The following is a 17,026-nucleotide window of genomic DNA, read 5'->3' as shown; positions in this document are numbered from 1 at the left end:
ACGCGTCGACTGGGCGCGGCGTTACCACGCCAGGGCGGAGGCGTGCGGTGCTACGCGGCCGTGCGTGGGCCGAGTGCTCGGCGCTTTGGTCGCCGAGTCGGTTCATGTCTCCGACCAGTCGCGCAGCAGGTTGTGGTAGACGTTGGTCAGGCGCAGCAACGCCGCTGCGTCGGCACCGCTGGCGGTCAGCGCCTGGATCGCGGTGTCCAGGTCGAGCAGCGTCTGCCGCCGGCCGGCGTCGCGCACCAGGCTCTGCACCCAGAAGAACGAGGCCAGCCGCGCGCCACGGGTCACCGGCGCCACCCGGTGCAGGCTGCTGGACGGATACAGGATCAGATCGCCCGCGGGCAGCTTGACCTCGTGCTCGCCGTAGGTGTCGTGGATCAGCAGTTCGCCGCCGTCGTACTCCTCCGGCGCACTCAGGAACAGGGTGCAGGACAGGTCGCTGCGCACGGTCAGCGCCGGCTGTGCGGCGCTGGCCGCCTGGGTCATCACCGCGCCGTCGACGTGCAGGCCATAACTGCCGCCGCCGGCGTAGCGGTTGAAGCGCGGCGGGATGGTGCGCAGCGGCAGCGCCGCGGCGAAGTACAGCGGGCTGCGCGCTAGGGCGCTCAGCACCGCCTGGCCGAGTTCCTGCTTCAGTGGCGACGCGTCGGCCAGCTGCAGGTTGCGCTTGACCTGCGCGCCTTGCGCGCCGACGGTTTCGCGGCCGTCCACCCAGTCGGCGGACTGCAGTGCCTGGCGGAACCGCGCGACCTCATCGGCCGTGAGGATGTCGGGAATGTGCAACAGCATGGGGCGCTCCGGCGGTGGACGCCCAGGATAGGGCGTCCACCGCACGTTGGCAGGCGCGGTCGGTCAGAACCGGACCTCGGCGGTCAGCAGCACCGAGCGCGGCGCGCCGGGCGTGTAGCGGAAGCCGCTCTTGTTGATCGCGGCCACGTAGTCCTTGTCGAACAGGTTGTAGGCGTTCAGGCGCAGTGCCACGTGGTCGTTGACCGGGTAGCTCAGCACCGCATCCCACACCGTGTACGACTTCACGAACGCCGGCGTGCCGACCGCGCTGTCGCGGCCGCGCTGCATCTGCCCCGAATAGCGGACGCCACCACCGACGGTCAGCCCGAACGGCAGGGTATAGGTGCTCCAGGCGGTGAACGCGCTGTCCGGCGTGTAGGCCAGGTCCTGGCTGCCGTCTTGCGAGACCGTCGTGCCTTGCCGCACCCGAGCATCCAGCTTGGTGTAGCCGCTGGACAGCGACCAGCGCTCGGTCAGCTTGCCGACCGCCGACAGTTCGATGCCTTGCACGCGCTTGGCACCGCTCTGGTAGTACAGCCCGTCGCTGCCCTGCACGATCTCGTTATTCACGTCGGTGCGGAACAGCGCCAGGGTCGCGAACAGCGCATCGTCGAGGAAGTTCCACTTGGTGCCCACCTCCGCGGTCTTGGCCTTCTGCGGGTCGAAGCGCGGATTGTTGGCGTTGTTGGCCGAACTGCTCAGTTCCAGCGTGCTGCCGCCGGGCGGCTGCTGCGAGGTGGCGAAATTCGCGTACACGCTCACGTCCTCGTTGGCCTTGTAGACCGCACCGAGTTTCCAGCTGAACAGCGTGTCGGCGATATCGGTGTCCAGGCCGACCACGGTGGTGCAGGGCGCGGCGGTGGAGGTGGCGGAGTTGCACACCAGGCTGTCGAAGTCGGTCTTGTAGCGGTCCGCACGCACGCCGGCGGTGAGCAGGAAGCTGTCGCCGAACTTCAGCGTGTCGAAGGCATAGGCCGAGTAGGTGGTGGTGGTGCCATGGCTGCGCGCGCCGTTGCGCGCGGTGCGCAGCGCCGTGGTGTTCCAGTCCGGTGCGTACAGGTTGGCCGGATTGGCCGCCAGCCAGGTGGCACGGTCGACGATGTTGTGGCCCCAACTGCGCAGTTCCTCGCGCGACGCTTCCACGCCGGTGCTGAGGTTGTGCCGCACCGCGCCGGTGGCGAAGTCCACACGTAGATTCAATTGATCGGCGAGGGTGGTGTACTGCTGGTCCTTGAAGGTCGGCAGGCTGCGCAGCACCGTCCAGGTCGACGGATCCGCCGGATTCGGCGTGCGCAGGTTGGCGGCATTGGGCATGAACGCGAACAGCAGGTAGTCCTGATCGTTGCGGCCCCCGCGTGCGGTATTGGTCAGCTTGACCGTGTCGGACACGTCGTGCTCGATGCGGAAGGTCGCCATCTTCGCGGTCACGTCGTCGTGGTCGTCGCGGGTGCCGTAGAAATTGGCGCTGTCCACGCGCGCGGCGCCACCGAGCCACGGCCGCGCGGGATCGGGCGAGCTGTAGCCAGGCAGACCGATGGTCGGCACGCCGCCATCCGGCACGTTGTCCTGCTTCACGTACAGCAGGTCGAGCAGGTAACGCGTGTCGGTGCCCAGGCCGAACGCCAGCGACGAGGCCAGGCCCCAGCGCTTGTTGGCGACATGGTCGCGGCCGATGGCGTCGCTGTCCTGGCCCATCACGTTCAACCGCAGCGCGCTGCTGGCGCCCAGGTGCTGGTTCCAGTCCGCGGTCGCGCGGCGCTGGCCATGGTCGCCGCCGGACAGGGTGCCGCTGCTGGCATCCTCCAGGTGCGCCTGCTTGCTTACCAGGTTGATCGCGCCGGTCGGCGCGCTGCGGCCGTTGTCGGTGCCGGCCGGGCCCTTTTCGACCTCGATCTGCTCGATGTTGAACACATCGCGCGAGATCGAGCCGAGGTCGCGCAGCCCGTCGACGAAGATACTGCTGGAGCTGTCGAAGCCGCGCATGTACAGCGCATCGCCGGTGCTGGTGTTGCCGTTCTCGCCGACATAGAACGTGCCCACGCCCGGGCTGTTGCGCAGCGCTTCGGTGAGGGTGGTGGCGCCCTGCTCGTTGAACAGGTCCTTGCCGATGATGTTGAGGGTCTGCGGAGTGTCGATCAGTGGCTGCGTGAACTTCGGCGAATCCGGCGTTTCCACCAGGTAGCGCTTGGCGCGCTGGGCCTGCACGTCGACCTTGTCCAGGGTGGTCGGCTGGTCCGCCGCCGCCGCGTGCGCGGAGGAGAGCAGGCTCAGCCCGCCGAGCAGCATGGCCGTGGTGAGGGTCGGTGCCGCGGCCTGGCGGGTGACGGGATGTTTGCGGCGCTTGATCGGAGAGGTCATGGGCGGTTCGATTTGCAGGATGGATGACGACCCAGCCGCGGACACCGGCCGTCCCTCATCAGGAGCGGGCGCGGCGCCGGGGTCGGGCGGCAGTGCGAAAGGGTGTCTGCCGCGAGTGCGATGCGGGCAGTGCGTTCATTTTCCATGCAAATGCGAATTGTTTGCAATATCTTTGTCATCGAAACAGATTCGCCACCGTTCGGACGCCCTGATTCGTCAGGAACAGCACGGGGCTACGGAGGCACGCTGTCGGCCCGATGACCGGGCGCCGAGGTGAGAGATGCGAGTCTGTGCAGGCGTGCGACGCCGGACGCCGGCGAGGCGGATGCGGCGACGTCCGGGGAGGCAGGGACGAGGGCGAAGGGCGCCGGTGTCGGGATGCCGATGCTTTCCGAAGACGCCATGGTGGTGACGGCACATTGCCGTAGCCGGACCCGCTTAGTAGGGGCGCTTCGACATACACCGAGGGAACGGGTGGGGTGTCACACGACATGCCGCCAGAGGCGCCGGCATCGGCGACCATGAAGTCGGCCGGTGCACGCCCTCTGTGCCAGTGCCGGCAAGCGGCTGTGCTCCCGGAGATCGGCCGCTTCGCGGCGCCGTCCTTCGGCGCCGCTGACAGTGTGGTTCAGGCCGCAGCAGCCTGCGCCACGCGCGGACCTTCGCGCAGCGCACGGCCGATCAGGCCGACCAGCAGGTCCAGCTCTTCGCCGTCCATCGCGAAGTGCGGGGTGAAGCGCAGCGAGTTCTCGCCGCCGTGGATCACGTTGACGCCGTGCTGGCGCAGCCACTCTTCGGTGGAACCGGCGCCGTAGCACTTGTACTGCGGGGCCAGCGCGCAGGAGAACAGCAGGCCCGTGCCCTGCACCTGGGTGATGGCGCCGCCGAGCTCGGCCTTGAGCTTCTCCAGCTTCTGCACCGCCTCGGCGCCACGCTCGCGGATGTTGGCGCGCACTTGCGGGGTCAGTTGCGCCAGGGTCGCGGTGGCCACGTCGAGCGCGCGCGGGTTGCTGGTCATGGTGTTGCCGTAGGTGCCCTTGCGATACACCTGCGCCGCATGCTCGGTCACCGCCAGCACCGACAGCGGGTACTGCGCGGCGTTGAGGGCCTTCGAGTAGGTTTCCAGGTCGGGTGCGTCGAGCTGCTCGAAGCCGGGATAGTCCACCACCGACAGCACGCCGTGCGCACGCAGGCCGGCCTGGATCGAATCGACCAGCAGCAGGCTGCCGTGGCTGCGGGTCAGTTCGCGCGCGGCGGCGTAGAACGCCGGCGGCAGCGCACGGCCGGGGTCGCCTTCGCCCATCACCGGCTCCAGGAACACTGCCTCGATGAAGCAGCCGTGCTGCTCGGCCTCGGCAAAGGCGCGACGCAGCGCGTCCACGTCGTAGGGCGCGATGGCGATCAGCGCATCGTCGCCGCGGTAGCTGGCCAGGTGCTGCTGATAGGTCTTGCGACTGGAATCGGAATACATGCCCGGCCGGTCGGTACGGCCGTGGAAGCTGCCCTTGACCACCAGGCGCTTGATCTTGGCGCCGGCGTGGCGCGCACCCGGATCGGTCTGCAGCTTGGCGTTGATGTCGACGATGCGCGCGGCCAGGCCCACCGCTTCGGAACCGGAGTTGAGGCACATGAAGCGGCTGTACGGACAGCCGCCGCGGCGGTGGCCGATCTCCGCGCGCAGCGCGCGCTCGAAGCGCAGCTGCGACAGGTTGGGGGTCATCACGTTGGCCATCACCTGCGGCCGCGCCATCGCCTCCAGCACCGCCTCGGGGGTGTGGCCGAAGCCGAGCATGCCGTAGCCGCCGGCGTCGTACAGCACCGCGCCCTTCAGCGTGACCACCCACGGGCCGCGCGCGCTCAGCGCCACGTACGGGGTCACCGCGTCGTCGGCGTAGAAATTGACGAAACCGGCCTGCAGGTGGCGGATCTGCTCGGCCTCGTCGAGGTCGAGCAGGTCGTCGAACTCGGTGGCGATGCGTGCATGTTCCGCACCCGCCGCCTCGATCGCCGCGCGCAACGCGGGGTGCGAGGCGGCCAGGCGCTCGATGCTGGCGTCATCCAGGCCGTGGGTCAGGCGGTCGCCGGCGTGGGCACGGAGCGGGGCGAGGGGGCCGAGTACGGTCATGGGCGATCTCCTGAAGGCGGGCTGTCTGGCAGCGATCCTCCCTATTATCGGGACAGGATCGTCGAATGGCAGCGTGAATCCGTGCAGGAATTGACGCAATTTCGTCGATTCGACGAAAATCCCCGGCCATGAAGATCACCGCTTCCGACGACGCCCTGCTGTCGCTGCTGCGCGAGGATGCGCGCGCCTCCACCGCCCAGATCGCCCGTCGCCTGGGGGTGTCTCGGACCACCGTGCAGAGCCGGATCGAGCGCCTGGAGCGCGAGGGCGTGATCTGCGGCTACACCGTGCGCACCCGCGACGACTACGAGCAGGGCCATATCCGCGCGCACATCCTGATCACCGTGCTGCCGAAGAAGATGACCTCGGTGGTCAAGGCGCTGCGCGAGATCGAGGCGGTGCGCGTGCTGCATTCGGTCAGCGGTTCCTTCGACCTGATCGCGCTCGGCGTGGTGCCGGGCGTCAACGACATGGACGAACTGACCGACCGCATCGGTGCGCTGGACGGGGTGGAGCGCACGACCTCGTCGATCATTCTGTCCACCAAGTTCGAGCGCTGAGGGGCTGGGATTGGGGATTCGGGAGTGGGGATTCGCCAAGGCAGGCAGCACCGCGCTCTTGCGAATCCCCACTCCCGAATCCCCAATCCCGGCGCCGCTACAATGGCCGGCCCCATTCCCGATCTCTCCCGGCGCCGTGAAGAAGTCCGATTTCCACTACGACCTGCCCGAAGAGCTGATTGCGCAGGCGCCGCTGGCCGAGCGTTCGGCCAGCCGGCTGCTGCTGGTGCCGCCGGCGCCGGCGCCCTTCGCCGACCGGCACGTACGCGATCTGCCGGAGCTGCTGCGCGCCGGCGACCTGCTGATCTTCAACGATACGCGGGTGATTCCGGCGCGGCTGTTCGGGCAGAAGCGCACCGGCGGGCGGGTCGAGATCCTGATCGAGCGGCTGCTCGGCGGCCAGCGCGCGCGGGCGCAACTGGGCGTGAGCAAGTCGCCCAAGGCCGGTGCGCGCATCGCCCTGGACGCCGGCGGCGAGGCCGAGGTACTGGGCCGCGATGGCGAGTTCTACCAGTTGCAGTTCCATGTGGACGGCGCGCTGGAGCACTGGCTGCAGCAGGCCGGGCGCTTGCCGTTGCCGCCGTACATCCGCCGCGAGCCGGGCCTGGACGACCGCGAGCGCTACCAGACCGTGTTCGCGCGCGAGTCCGGCGCAGTCGCCGCGCCGACCGCCGGACTGCATTTCGACGCGCCGCTGCTGCAGGCGCTGCAGGACCGCGGGGTCGAGGTGGGGCATGTGACCTTGCACGTGGGCGCCGGCACCTTCCAGCCGGTGCGGGTGGAAGCGCTGGAGGAGCACCAGATGCACCGCGAGTGGCTCAACGTCGGCGCCAGCCTGGTCGAGCAGGTGCGGCGCACGCGCGCGGCCGGCGGCCGCGTGATCGCCGTGGGGACCACGGTGGTGCGCGCGCTGGAAAGCGCGTCCAAGGATGGCGAACTGCACCCATTCGCCGGCGAGACGCAGATCTTCATCCTGCCGGGCTACCGCATCCGCAGCGTCGACGCGATGGTGACCAATTTCCATCTGCCGGAAAGCACGCTGCTGATGATGGTCTCGGCCTTCGCCGGCCGCGAGCGCATCTTTTCCGCCTATCGCCACGCCATCGCCGAGCGCTACCGCTTCTTCAGCTACGGCGACGCGATGCTGCTGTGGAGCAGCGAGACGCCGGCAGACCGCGTCGCGTGATGCGTCGCGTGCGTGCCCGCACACACGCGGGTGCGGCGGCGCGCGCCTTGGGTTGCGCACTTCGCGCGTGTGCATGAGCGCGTGAGTTGCGTCGTTGTATCGCGACATCGGTGCCCACCCCATATCGCCTTGCCGACGCTGCCGCATCGATGCGACGAACGTGCGGACTGTGATGCACAGCGCGCAGCGTCTGCCTGAGTAGACGATGCCGCGCACGCGGTAGGGGAGGCGCATGCGCTCCTCGTCCTTGATGGGTGGAACCCCTGTTCCGGTGCCCCGACGCGCGGGGCATCTCCCAGTCAAAGGATGAGTCCATGAAGAAGACATCGACCGAGCTGCTGCTGGCCGCGCTGCTGGCGAGCCTGGCCGTCGCCTCCGCGCACGCGCAGCCGCAAGCCGCCAGCGGCGGCAAGTTCCCGGCCAAGCGCATGCTGCAGGAAGCGACCATGCCGCGCACCGATACGCAGGGACGGCGCCTGTACGCGATCGACCTCAACCCGTTCGTGCTGCAGGAGACCACGCGCCTGTACGCCAAGTCCCGTCCCGCGGACTACCGCACCCTGGATCCGGCGATCCGTGCGCAAGAGAACAGCACCGGCATGGTCCACTACGCCGACCAGATCGCGCAGCTGCCGGGGGTGAAGATCGAGCGGGTGCTGTCCACGGTTTCCAGCACCGTCTATGCCTGGATGCCGGAGCGCACCGCGGCGCAACTGCTCAAGGCCGACTGGGTGGTCTCGGTGCGCGGGGTCGAAGCCACGCACGCCACGTTCTCCGCTGCGGGCGACATCGTCAACGGCGGCGAGATCACGCCCTGGGCGCTGCCGTACACGCAGACCAACGATGGAGTCACCACGTCCAATCCCGCGTATCTGCTCGATGCGGTGCTGGACAATCCGCCGCATCCCGAGCTCAACGTGGTGTATCGCCAGGATTTCCCGACGCTTTCGCCCAACCCCCTGCACAGCACGGCGACGGCAGGGCTGATCGGTGCCAGGCAGAATGGACAACTGGTGCGCGGCGTCAATCCTGGCCAGCCGATCAAGGCGTTCGGCCTTGCCGATCTGAACGAAAGCACCGTGGCCACGGCGCTGGATGCCGCAGTGCGCTACGCCGAAGCGTCGGGCGAATTCGCCGTCCTGAACATGTCGTTCAATCAGAGCCCGGGTGGGACCTACAACCCGTTCAACGCCAGCAATCGTTGGGGCCGTCGGATGCGCGCGGCGAGCAATCGTTTCTTCATCACCCAGTCGGCGGGCAATGCCTACACCGTCGGGCTCTCGCCGCTAGAGCAGGACGCGTGCAAGGTGGCGTTCGGCTACATCGATCCGCAGACCCAGCAGGGGGCCGCACGCGACATGGATGGCATCGTCGTGGTCGGTGGCTTGCAGCGTGACGGCTCGCGCTTTGCCGGCGCACAGAACAGCGATCGCTGGGGCGGCTATGCGAAGGGATCGACCGTCGGCCCTTGCGTCGAGGCGTGGGCGCCGGCGCACGAAATCACCAACCTCATTTACGACGGTGGCACCGAAGCTGTCTCCGGCACCTCGTTCGCCGCGCCGATCGTCGCCGCGATCGCCTCGCGCTACGGCAACACCCAGACCCGGCCGCTCGAGCGAGAGGCCTACATCAAGGCCGGCCTGAGCAACACCGGCTACAGCGAGGCCGGCCTGCCGCTGCGCAAGGTGCAGTACGTGGCGCCGTCGTCGCTGAACCTGATCAAGCGCCTGCCGATCATCGGCGCGACATCGCCGACCAACTCGGACAACCTGGCCTCGCTATACGACGGCCGCTTCTTCAGCGATACCGACTACTGGAACGCACGCACCAACTGGGGCAGCGTCACCGTGAACCTGGGGCAGACGCGCAAGGTCACCGGCATGCGCATCACCGTGCGTACCGCGGCCAGCGAAACCGCGGGCGTCGCGCAGCCGATCGACTTCGCGGTCTCCGCCGGCCGGCATGGCGCGGTGTTCGGCGGCAGCACCAATCCCGGGCCGGTGTACTTCGACAACCCGCAGTACTACACCGAGCCCGATCAGTCCGACGTGGCGCCGGTGTACATCGCCTTGAACGGCAGCACCGCCCAGTACCTGAAGATCGAGGCCAACAACCCGTACTCGTGGTTGGCCTACTCGGAAATCGAGGTCTACGGCGAGTGAGTGACGCAGGTGCCGCCGCTGATTGCGGCGGTATCTGCCAATGCCTTCACGCGCAGGTTTCGCCTCGGGCCGATGCGGTCGCGGCCTGACGGCAGCGAGATGGCCGCTGTGCGCTGCGCACCGTCAATTGCAGGCACGCCTTCCGGTTCGCACTTTGTGCCGTCTTCGGCAGCCCCCTCCATCGAGGGGGCTTTTCTCTAGGCGCATCGGCAACGCCGCCGTTGCCAATCCCCACTACTTGATCGGCTCGTCCAGCATCAGCTCGCGCACGAACCGTACCGGCGGGGCGCCGTAGGACAGCACCTGGTCGTGGTAGGCCTTGAGGTTGAACTTGTCGCCGAGCTTGTCCTGCATCGCCTTGCGCAGGTCCAGGTGTTCCTGCACGCCGACGAAGTAGGTCGGCAACTGGGTCGAGGTCAGCTGCGCGCGCACCCACTTGCCCTCGGCCTCGCTCTGCTGCTGGAAGGTGTCGTGGACCATCAGGTGCAGCGCCTGCTCCTTGCTCCAGCCGTCCACGTGCACGCCCTGGTCGAGCAGCGCGTTGGCGATGCTGCGCAGATAGAACTTCAGCTGCACCAGGTGGAACAGCGGATCGTTGTCCAGATAGCCCTGCTCCTGCATCATCCGCTCGGTGTACACCGCCCAGCCTTCGGCGAACACGCCCGAGCGCAGTACGCCGCGCAGGGTGGACGGGAACTTGGCCGAGTGCCAGCCTTCCACGTAATGCCCGGGCACGCCCTCGTGGATGCTCAGCAGGTGGATCATGCGGCTGTTGTATTCGCGCAGGAACGAGTCGGCCTGCTGCGCGGTCCAGTCGTCGGGAATCGGCGACACCGCGTAGAAGGTTTTCAGGTTCTTGTCGAGCGGACCGGGCGAATCGCAGTACGCCACCGCCACGCCGCGCTGGAACTCGGGCATCAGGATGATGTCCACCGGCGCGTCGGGCAGGGTCACCAGATCCTTCTTGCGCACGAAGTCGGTGGCATCGGCCAGCGAGGCCTTGGCGTCCTCGACCACCTTGTCGCGCGCCGGATGCTGCGCGTAGGCCAGCTCCAGCGCCGCCTCGATCGCCTTCTGCTGCTGCGCGTCGCTGGGCGCGTCGACCAGCGCCGGTGCGCCGGGCTTGTCCTTGAGCACGGTGCGGGCGATGGCGTACATGTCCTGTCGCACGCGCGTGAGCTCGGCTTCGGCGCGCTGCTTGATGTCGGCACGCGACAGCGAGGAGTTGAGCGCGAACTTCAGCTTCTGGTCGTACTTCTCCGCACCCAGGCGGAAATCGCCCTTGGCGTTGGGCACCAGGGTCTGGTCCAGCCAGGTCTGCTGCTCGGCCACGGCCTTCTTCAGGCCCTCGATCGCCGCCTGCAGGCGTTGCGCGTCGGCCTGCGGCAGTTCCTGGATGTGCGGGACGATGAAGCTGTCGACGATGCTGAGGATGCCGCGGTTCTGCTTGGCCACGGTCCTGGCGCTGATCTCCGACACGCGGGCCGGGTCGAGGTTGGCGCGCGCCTGCGCGAACAACGCCGGGATCTTTTCCATGCGCGCGGTGGCCGACTTCAGCCGCTCCGGCAGCGGCGCGAACTCGCGCGCCATCAGCCCGTAGATCGCACCGCCGGCCAGGCCGTTGTAGACCTGCGGGTCGGTCGCCCAGCCCTGCGCCACCTCGTTGCTCCAGATGTCGGACTGCAATTGGTTGCGCAGGATCGCCGCGTCCACCTGGTTCTCGCGCGAGAGCTTGGCCACGTCGAGCTTGTCCAGCTCGGCCAGCAGCTGCTTGCTTGCCTCCAGGCTCTTCTGGCGGCCGGCGGCGCTGAGGTCGTCCAGTTCGCTGTCGTAGCGGTGGTCGCCGGTCTGGGTGGCACCGACCGGGGACAGCTGCATCCAGGTGTCGACGGCGCGCTTGGACAGCGCGGCGAAACTGGCGTCGGCGGCGGCATCGGTGGCGACCGCGGCCTGGCTGGGAGCGGCGTTGCTGGCGGCGGGCGCATCGGCGGGTTTCTGGCAGCCGGCGAGGGCGGCGAGCAGGGCGGCGGCGAGCAGGTGCTTGCGCATCGGGGTTCCTGGAGTGGGTCGATCCGCCAGGGTAGCCCCGCCGTGCTGCCGGCGCCCCTGCCATTGGATTACCCTTGACGCTTTCGCCACTCAGGAGCATCGAAATGCAGGACAAGGGACGTCGCCATCGCGGCCGCAGTGTGTGCGATTCCGAGATCGCCACGGTCGATGCCGCACTGCCTGCCGCAGCCGGGGCAGGGCGTGCCGAGACTGCGAGCGCTCGGCGCGGCCCGCTGCCTGGCAGCCGGCGCTGGCGCGGCTGGGGCGTTTCCCTGGCGTTGATGGCGGCGATTGCTGCCTGCAGCCGTGGCGGCGAGAGCGCTGCGGCGCCGCCCTATGCCGCCGATGCTGCCAGTGCTGCCAGTGCCGCCGAGGCCGCGGCGCAGGCGGCAGATGCGTCCTTCGCCGCGGGCGCGCCTGGCGAAGAGCATCGCGCCATGGCGACACTGGCCTATGAGCACGAGGTCGATGTGGCGCTGCCGGCGGCGCAGATCCCCTCGCGGCTCAAACAACTCCAGGAGGAGTGCCAGCAGTCGCGTTTCGGGGCCTGCACGGTGTTGCAGGTCGAACAGCGTGGCGGCGATCAGCCGCACGGCGAAGTCAGCGTGCGGATCGCGCCTGCCGGGGTCGAGCCGTTGATCGCGCAGGCAGGCCAGGGTGGCCAGATCGAAAGCCGCACCACCCATGCCGAGGATCTGGCGCAGGAGGTGCAGGACAACGACGCGCAGCGCCAGCGTCTGCAGGCCGAGCAGCGGCGCCTGCAGGAGTTCCAGCAGCGCCGCGATCTCAGTGTGGCCGATATGATCGCGCTGTCGGAGAAACTGGCCGCCGTGGAGACGCAGTTGCTCGCCACCAGCCAGGAAGCCGCGCAGCAGCGCCGACGCCTGGATACGCAGCGGGTGACGCTGACCTTCGTCGCGCCGACCGCCGAGCGTAGCCGCAGCGACATCGGCGATGCGCTGCGCGACAGTGGCGAAATCTTTGCCGGATCGATCGCCTGGGCGATTCGCGCAGTGGTCGGCCTGGCGCCGTTCGTGCTGCTCGGCTATGCGCTGTGGCGGCTGATCGCCTGGCGTCGACGTCGGCGGCGCGCAGCTTAGGAGACGTGGCTTTCCCGTCCGATGTGGATCGGGCGGGAGCGCCCCAGGCGATACGCCAGCGAGGTGGGGCGGCGCTGCGCTTGCCGCACGCATGCCACGCAGGTTGGCGTGGCATCGAACAGGTCTGGTCGGTCATTGATCCCGGGTCGCGGCTGACGCCGCCCCTGCAGGTACATCGACGATGCGCGTGCTGGCAGCGTGGGAATGCTTCAATCCCGACGCATGGCCGCAACGTGCCTGAACCAGGGGACGCGGCTGACCGTACTTCTACGCAAGCAGGCCATGCGGCCTGCCGGGACGCGGCGCCACGCGGCGCAACGTCCCATCGGCCGGCGTCAGCCTTCGTCCTGTTCGAACTCGACGATCACGTCCAGCTCGAACGCCAGCGCTTCCACCGCTTCGCGCACCTTCTGTGCGGTGGCGGCGTTGCCGGCTTCCACTTCCACTTCGTGGGTGCCCGGTCCCTGATCGTCGGGCAGACCGGCGGAACTCGAATCGTCGTCGTCCATGTGCGGCATCAGGTCGTCGATTTCCTCGACGTGTTCGATGCCTTCCAGGCTCGACAGCAGGTTGATGATGGCGCGGGCGTCGTCCTCGCTGCCGGTGATGCGGATGCGGAGCTGGGGCATGTGCCTTCCTCTTAGGGGGAAGGCGCAGGCTAGGCAGGCATCGGCTAAGGCGGGGTGATGACGCGCTCAGCGCAGTGGCACGACCGCGTCCGGCCCGGCATGCTCGGCCACCGGCAGCAGCAGCGCCTCGGCGGCCGCGTGCAGCAGCGTCGGTGCGATGTAGCGGCGGTGCGCGGCGGCGATCAGGGCCATGTACAGGTGGCCGAAGCGGTTGCGGCAGGCCACACGCGTCTCCAGGCTCAGCTCGGCGCTGCCGTCGTCGCGCAGCGTCACGCCCACGCAACTGCGGAACACCAGGTGGCGGTCGTCGGCGCCGAGCAGCACCTGCACGCGCCGCGCCTGCGCCGTGGAGGCCTGCGCCAGCACCGGGAAGCGGCCGGCGAACAACTGATCGCGCTGCGGCGACAGCAGCGAGGACACCGGGCAGCCCAGCGGCGAGGTGCGCAGCCGCAGCGGCGCGACCAGCACGTTGCGCAGGCGCATCAGCCAGGTCACGGTACGCGGCGGGTGCCGCAGGAAGCCGTCCAGCAAGGCGGCCATCAGTGCGTGTGCGCCCAGTGGCCGCAGCGCCTGCGCCGGCACCGTCAGCCGCACGCTGTCCTGGTGATGATGGGCGGGCAGCTGCTGTTCGAGCAGCGAGCCGGGCAGCAACTGTCGCATCACCCGTGCACGCGGCAAGCGTGGCGCGAGCGCCGCGAAACCGGCTGGATGCCGCCAGGCGCCCAGCCGCTGCCGCAGGCGTCCGCTGAGGGCGCGCAGGCCGGCGCACCAGGCCAGGCGCCGGCTGCCTGGCGACGCCGCCAGCGACAGCCGCACCGTCGGTACGGGCAGCGCCTGCGCCTGCGCCTGCGGCGATGCGAGCAGCGCCGCGACCGGGGCCGGAAGCAGTTCGGTGAGGGTGGCGATGTCGGCGGTGCCGGCCAGGACCTGCGCGCGCACGTCCTCGGCAAGCACGCCGCCGGCTTCGTCGCTGTGGCAGGACAGGGCGAAGAACGCCGGATGCCCGGATTGCGCGCGCAGCGGGGCGAACTGGTGCCAGGTGCCGCCGCCGAAGCGCACGCTGAACAGGCAGTCGGCGGGCAGTTCGACATGCCGCAGCGCGGCGAGGAAATGCTGCGGATCCTCCTGCAGTTGCGCTGGCGAGGCGGTACTGAAACGCAGCAGCGCGCCGCCGCTGCCGGTGATCGCGGTGAACATGCGATGCCCGGCATGGCAATGGAACGGATGGCCGCCGCTGCCGACCGCGAACGAATACAGTGCGGTCGACTCGCCATTGCCGAAATCGGTGCCGGCCAGACGCGCCGAGGGTTCGTCCAGCGCATCGCGGAACTGCGGATGCGCGCGCTGGCGCAGGCAGGCCTGGGCGATCAGCGGATCGCCGGCACCCACGCCGAGCTGGGCGATCAGGATGACCTCCACCGGCAAGCCGCCGCTGTAGGAGGGCAGGCGCACCGAGGGAAATCCGGTTTGCGCGGCGGCGTGTTCGCTGAGCGGTGCGGCGGTCATCGGCGGACTCCTGTTGCCGTGGCGGAAGGATCAGGCGGTGCGCTTGGCCTGTCTGCGCGACTCGCGTTTGAGCGGGCCGGCACTGGGGCAGATCTCGAAGGCGAAACCGCTGAGGGTGTTGACCAGGTTGTCGGGGGTGAGCCGGTAGACCACGAACTGGCCGCGGCGCTCGCTCGCCACCAGTCCCGCCGCTTCCAGCACGGACAGGTGCCGCGAGATCGCCGGCGCGCTCATCGCGAAGCGCTGCCCGATCTCCCCAGCGGTAAGTTCCTGGGCCGACAGGTAGGCCAGGATCTCGCGGCGTGGCCGCGAGGCGAGGGCTTCGAAAACGCGATCGATGGACATCGGGGTTTAGCTAATTAACGAATTAGTTAATTGATGACGTGTCGCCATGCAACTGTCAAGTGCCGAGGCAGCGCCGTCGGGCGCGGCGGTGGGGGCCACGTGCGCTGCCTTCTGGTGGAAGCGGCTCGGCCGCGACGGGGATTTTCGGTCCGCGCACAGGCGGGCGGCATGGCGATGACTCGGTGCCCTTCCATGGCGTTCGCCATCCATCAGCAGAGCGGTCGTGGCGGACGAGGCGGTCGGCGCAGTGCCCGCGTTTCGTTCAAGGGTCCTTGCGCGTCGTCACCAGCCGCAGGAAGGCTTCGTGCTGGTAGCGGCTCATGCGCAATTGCTGCCCCGTATCCATCGTGACCACATGGTGGCCGTTGAACCAGGGGTGGATCGCCCTGACCCGGCGCAGGTTGATGATCGCGGATCGGTGCACACGGGCGAAGTGGCGCGGGTCCAGCCGCGCGGCCAGCGTGGCCATGGTCTCGCGCAGTTCATGGGTGCGGTCGGCGAGGTGGATCAGCACCGTGTTGCGGCTGGCCTTGATCCAGACGATGTCCTCGACCGCGACCAGCACCACCGCTTCGTCGACGCGCACCGGAATCCGTTGCAGATAGTCGTCGCGCTGGCGCAACGCATCCAGGGTCTGCAGAATGCGCGCCTCGGAAGAGGTGCCAACGCCGATGCCGGCGGACAGACGCCGCTTCGCGCGCTGCAATGTCTCGGCGAAGCGTTCGCGGCTGAAGGGTTTGACCAGGTAGTCCACCGCGTTGGCCTCGAACGCACGGACCGCGTAGTGCTCGTAGGCGGTGACGAAGATCGTCGCCGGCATGTTGGCCGCACCGATCGTGGCGACGACGTCCATGCCGGTCATCGCCGGCATCTGGATGTCCAGGAACACCAGGTCGGGCGACTGGCTGCGGATTGCGATCACCGCAGAGGCGCCATCGCCGCATTCGCCGAGCAGTTCGATGTCCGGATCGGCGCGCAGCAGCCGCACGATGGCGTGGCGTGCGATCGGCTCGTCGTCGATCACCAGCGCGGTGACGCTCATGCAGGGAGGTGCTCCGGGGCTTCCTCGGCGTCCAGCTCGCGGAACGGCAGCCGGATGCGGCAGGCAACGCCGTGCGGATAGAGCATGTCGAGCCGGATGTCGGCGTTGTCGCCGTAGAGTTCCTGCAGCCGCAGGCGAGTATTGGAGAAGCCGATGCCGTGTCCGCCCGCTTTGCTGTTTTCCTCCAGCGTGCTGTTGCCGTTGCGCACTTCGATGGACAGCGTATCGCCTTCGCGCCGGCTCTCGATCTCGATGCGGTCGCTGCCGACACGCTGGCCGATGCCATGGCGGATCGCATTCTCCACCAGGGGTTGCAGCAGCAGGCTGGGCACCGCGCAGTGCAGGGTGCCGGGGGCGACATAGATCTTCGCGCTCAGGCGGTCGCCGTACCGCTTGCGCTGGATGCCGAGATACAGGTCGAGCAGGGCCAGTTCGCGTTCCAGGGTGATTTCCTGGCCGTCGTATTCTTCCAGGAACGCGCGCAGCAGTTCGCTCAACCGCAGCAGCATGTCCTCGGCGGCGACGGTGTCTTCGTCCAGCAGGGTGACGATGGCATGCAGCGTGTTGAACAGGAAATGCGGTTGCAGCTGGCTCTTCAGCACTTGCAGGCGCGACTGCGCGAGCTCGGCGGCCAGGCGGCTGGCTTCCACTTCGCGCCGGGTCTTCTCGGCGTGGAAGTGCAGCGCTTGCTGGATCGCGAACAGGGTCCAGTAGGTCAGCAACCCGATGGCGAAGTGCTGCTCCAGGAAATATCCCAGCTGTTCAGCGAAACCACTGGGCTCGAACAGGGTGGAGGCCAGCGCGCCGATGACCATCGCGGCAAACGTCACGCACAGGCTTGCGACTGCCTGCGCGCCAAGCCCGTGGAAGCGCTGAGCGCCACGGACAGGAAAGCGTTCGGCGAGCCGGAAGACGGTGGGCGCCAGGAGGGCCCAGCTGTACCACTGGATCAGCGACCATCGGATGGGCACCTCCAAAGGCCATCTGCTGGCAACCGCACCGTTGTTGACGATGTTCTGGAGCATGAACACCATGGCCACCAGCGTCCACAGCGCGATATAGCGCCCCAGGCTCATTTCGGTATTGCCGAGTCGGACGTTCATCCAGAGGTGGTCGAGGGGTGACGGGCGCATCCTAGGCGCAGCGACACGCCGTGGAAAGCGCCGGCG

13 protein-coding genes are annotated in these 17,026 nt (G+C 68.5%); 4 read left to right on the top strand and 9 right to left on the bottom strand.

Features of this window, described 5'->3' with window-relative positions; all coding sequences use genetic code 11:
- Positions 1–102: 102 nt before the first annotated feature.
- From FHR66_RS12030 to FHR66_RS12020, 3 genes are all read right to left on the bottom strand, one after another.
- Complete coding sequence (locus tag FHR66_RS12030) at positions 103–795, bottom strand: Fe2+-dependent dioxygenase (protein WP_160969986.1); 693 nt, start codon at positions 793–795, stop codon at positions 103–105.
- A 63-nt stretch (positions 796–858) separates the two neighbouring features.
- Entirely contained in the window at positions 859–3,153 is a 2,295-nt protein-coding gene (locus FHR66_RS12025) for a catecholate siderophore receptor Fiu (RefSeq protein ID WP_160969984.1), read from the bottom strand.
- 628 nt (positions 3,154–3,781) lie between these two features.
- Entirely contained in the window at positions 3,782–5,278 is a 1,497-nt protein-coding gene (locus FHR66_RS12020) for an aminotransferase class III-fold pyridoxal phosphate-dependent enzyme (protein ID WP_160969982.1), read from the bottom strand.
- 128 nt (positions 5,279–5,406) lie between these two features.
- On the opposite strand from FHR66_RS12020, the gene FHR66_RS12015 reads away from it, so the two are divergent.
- From FHR66_RS12015 to FHR66_RS12005, 3 genes are all read left to right on the top strand, one after another.
- On the top strand, positions 5,407–5,838 hold the full coding sequence (locus tag FHR66_RS12015) for an Lrp/AsnC family transcriptional regulator (protein ID WP_160969980.1): 432 nt from the start codon (positions 5,407–5,409) through the stop codon (positions 5,836–5,838).
- Positions 5,839–5,974: 136 nt separating this feature from the next.
- Positions 5,975–7,024, top strand: a complete 1,050-nt coding sequence (queA, locus tag FHR66_RS12010; RefSeq protein ID WP_343160690.1) for a tRNA preQ1(34) S-adenosylmethionine ribosyltransferase-isomerase QueA — start codon at positions 5,975–5,977, stop codon at positions 7,022–7,024.
- 314 nt (positions 7,025–7,338) lie between these two features.
- On the top strand, positions 7,339–9,186 hold the full coding sequence (locus FHR66_RS12005; protein ID WP_160969978.1) for a S8/S53 family peptidase: 1,848 nt from the start codon (positions 7,339–7,341) through the stop codon (positions 9,184–9,186).
- A gap of 234 nt (positions 9,187–9,420) precedes the next feature.
- Here the strand turns inward: FHR66_RS12005 and FHR66_RS12000 are convergent, their stop codons facing one another.
- The gene (locus FHR66_RS12000; protein ID WP_160969976.1) at positions 9,421–11,235 is read right to left on the bottom strand and encodes a DUF885 domain-containing protein; all 1,815 of its coding nucleotides are present in this window, start codon (positions 11,233–11,235) and stop codon (positions 9,421–9,423) included.
- A 281-nt stretch (positions 11,236–11,516) separates the two neighbouring features.
- On the opposite strand from FHR66_RS12000, the gene FHR66_RS11995 reads away from it, so the two are divergent.
- Positions 11,517–12,335 (top strand): DUF4349 domain-containing protein, encoded by an 819-nt coding sequence (locus FHR66_RS11995; protein ID WP_160969974.1) that lies wholly within the window; start codon positions 11,517–11,519, stop codon positions 12,333–12,335.
- Between the two features lie 335 nt (positions 12,336–12,670).
- On the opposite strand, the gene FHR66_RS11990 is transcribed toward FHR66_RS11995, so the two are convergent.
- The 5 genes from FHR66_RS11990 to FHR66_RS11970 all read right to left on the bottom strand — a co-directional run bounded on the left by FHR66_RS11990 (position 12,671) and on the right by FHR66_RS11970 (position 16,933).
- Positions 12,671–12,964, bottom strand: coding sequence for a hypothetical protein (locus FHR66_RS11990; protein ID WP_160969972.1), 294 nt, complete (start codon positions 12,962–12,964; stop codon positions 12,671–12,673).
- A 66-nt stretch (positions 12,965–13,030) separates the two neighbouring features.
- Positions 13,031–14,470 (bottom strand): DUF2867 domain-containing protein, encoded by a 1,440-nt coding sequence (locus tag FHR66_RS11985; protein WP_160969970.1) that lies wholly within the window; start codon positions 14,468–14,470, stop codon positions 13,031–13,033.
- Between the two features lie 30 nt (positions 14,471–14,500).
- Entirely contained in the window at positions 14,501–14,815 is a 315-nt protein-coding gene (locus FHR66_RS11980; RefSeq protein ID WP_017909067.1) for a metalloregulator ArsR/SmtB family transcription factor, read from the bottom strand.
- A gap of 262 nt (positions 14,816–15,077) precedes the next feature.
- A complete protein-coding gene (locus FHR66_RS11975) occupies positions 15,078–15,857 on the bottom strand; it encodes a LytR/AlgR family response regulator transcription factor (protein WP_160969968.1) in 780 nt (259 codons plus the stop codon).
- Positions 15,854–16,933, bottom strand: a complete 1,080-nt coding sequence (locus tag FHR66_RS11970) for a sensor histidine kinase (RefSeq protein WP_456361753.1) — start codon at positions 16,931–16,933, stop codon at positions 15,854–15,856. Before FHR66_RS11970 ends, FHR66_RS11975 begins: the two co-directional genes overlap by 4 nt.
- Positions 16,934–17,026: the final 93 nt, after the last annotated feature.

The organism is Xanthomonas sp. F4 (genome assembly GCF_011761895.1).
This window is presented reverse-complemented; position numbering and strand designations above follow the sequence as displayed.

Coding starts and splice junctions, on each gene's coding strand:
- FHR66_RS12030 (WP_160969986.1), bottom strand. CDS start 795: ATGCTGTTGCACATTCCCGACATCCTCACGGCCGATGAGGTCGCGCGG.
- FHR66_RS12025 (WP_160969984.1), bottom strand. CDS start 3,153: ATGACCTCTCCGATCAAGCGCCGCAAACATCCCGTCACCCGCCAGGCC.
- FHR66_RS12020 (WP_160969982.1), bottom strand. CDS start 5,278: ATGACCGTACTCGGCCCCCTCGCCCCGCTCCGTGCCCACGCCGGCGAC.
- FHR66_RS12015 (WP_160969980.1), top strand. CDS start 5,407: ATGAAGATCACCGCTTCCGACGACGCCCTGCTGTCGCTGCTGCGCGAG.
- FHR66_RS12005 (WP_160969978.1), top strand. CDS start 7,339: ATGAAGAAGACATCGACCGAGCTGCTGCTGGCCGCGCTGCTGGCGAGC.
- FHR66_RS12000 (WP_160969976.1), bottom strand. CDS start 11,235: ATGCGCAAGCACCTGCTCGCCGCCGCCCTGCTCGCCGCCCTCGCCGGC.
- FHR66_RS11995 (WP_160969974.1), top strand. CDS start 11,517: ATGGCGGCGATTGCTGCCTGCAGCCGTGGCGGCGAGAGCGCTGCGGCG.
- FHR66_RS11990 (WP_160969972.1), bottom strand. CDS start 12,964: ATGCCCCAGCTCCGCATCCGCATCACCGGCAGCGAGGACGACGCCCGC.
- FHR66_RS11985 (WP_160969970.1), bottom strand. CDS start 14,470: ATGACCGCCGCACCGCTCAGCGAACACGCCGCCGCGCAAACCGGATTT.
- FHR66_RS11980 (WP_017909067.1), bottom strand. CDS start 14,815: ATGTCCATCGATCGCGTTTTCGAAGCCCTCGCCTCGCGGCCACGCCGC.
- FHR66_RS11975 (WP_160969968.1), bottom strand. CDS start 15,857: ATGAGCGTCACCGCGCTGGTGATCGACGACGAGCCGATCGCACGCCAC.
- FHR66_RS11970 (WP_456361753.1), bottom strand. CDS start 16,933: ATGAGCCTGGGGCGCTATATCGCGCTGTGGACGCTGGTGGCCATGGTG.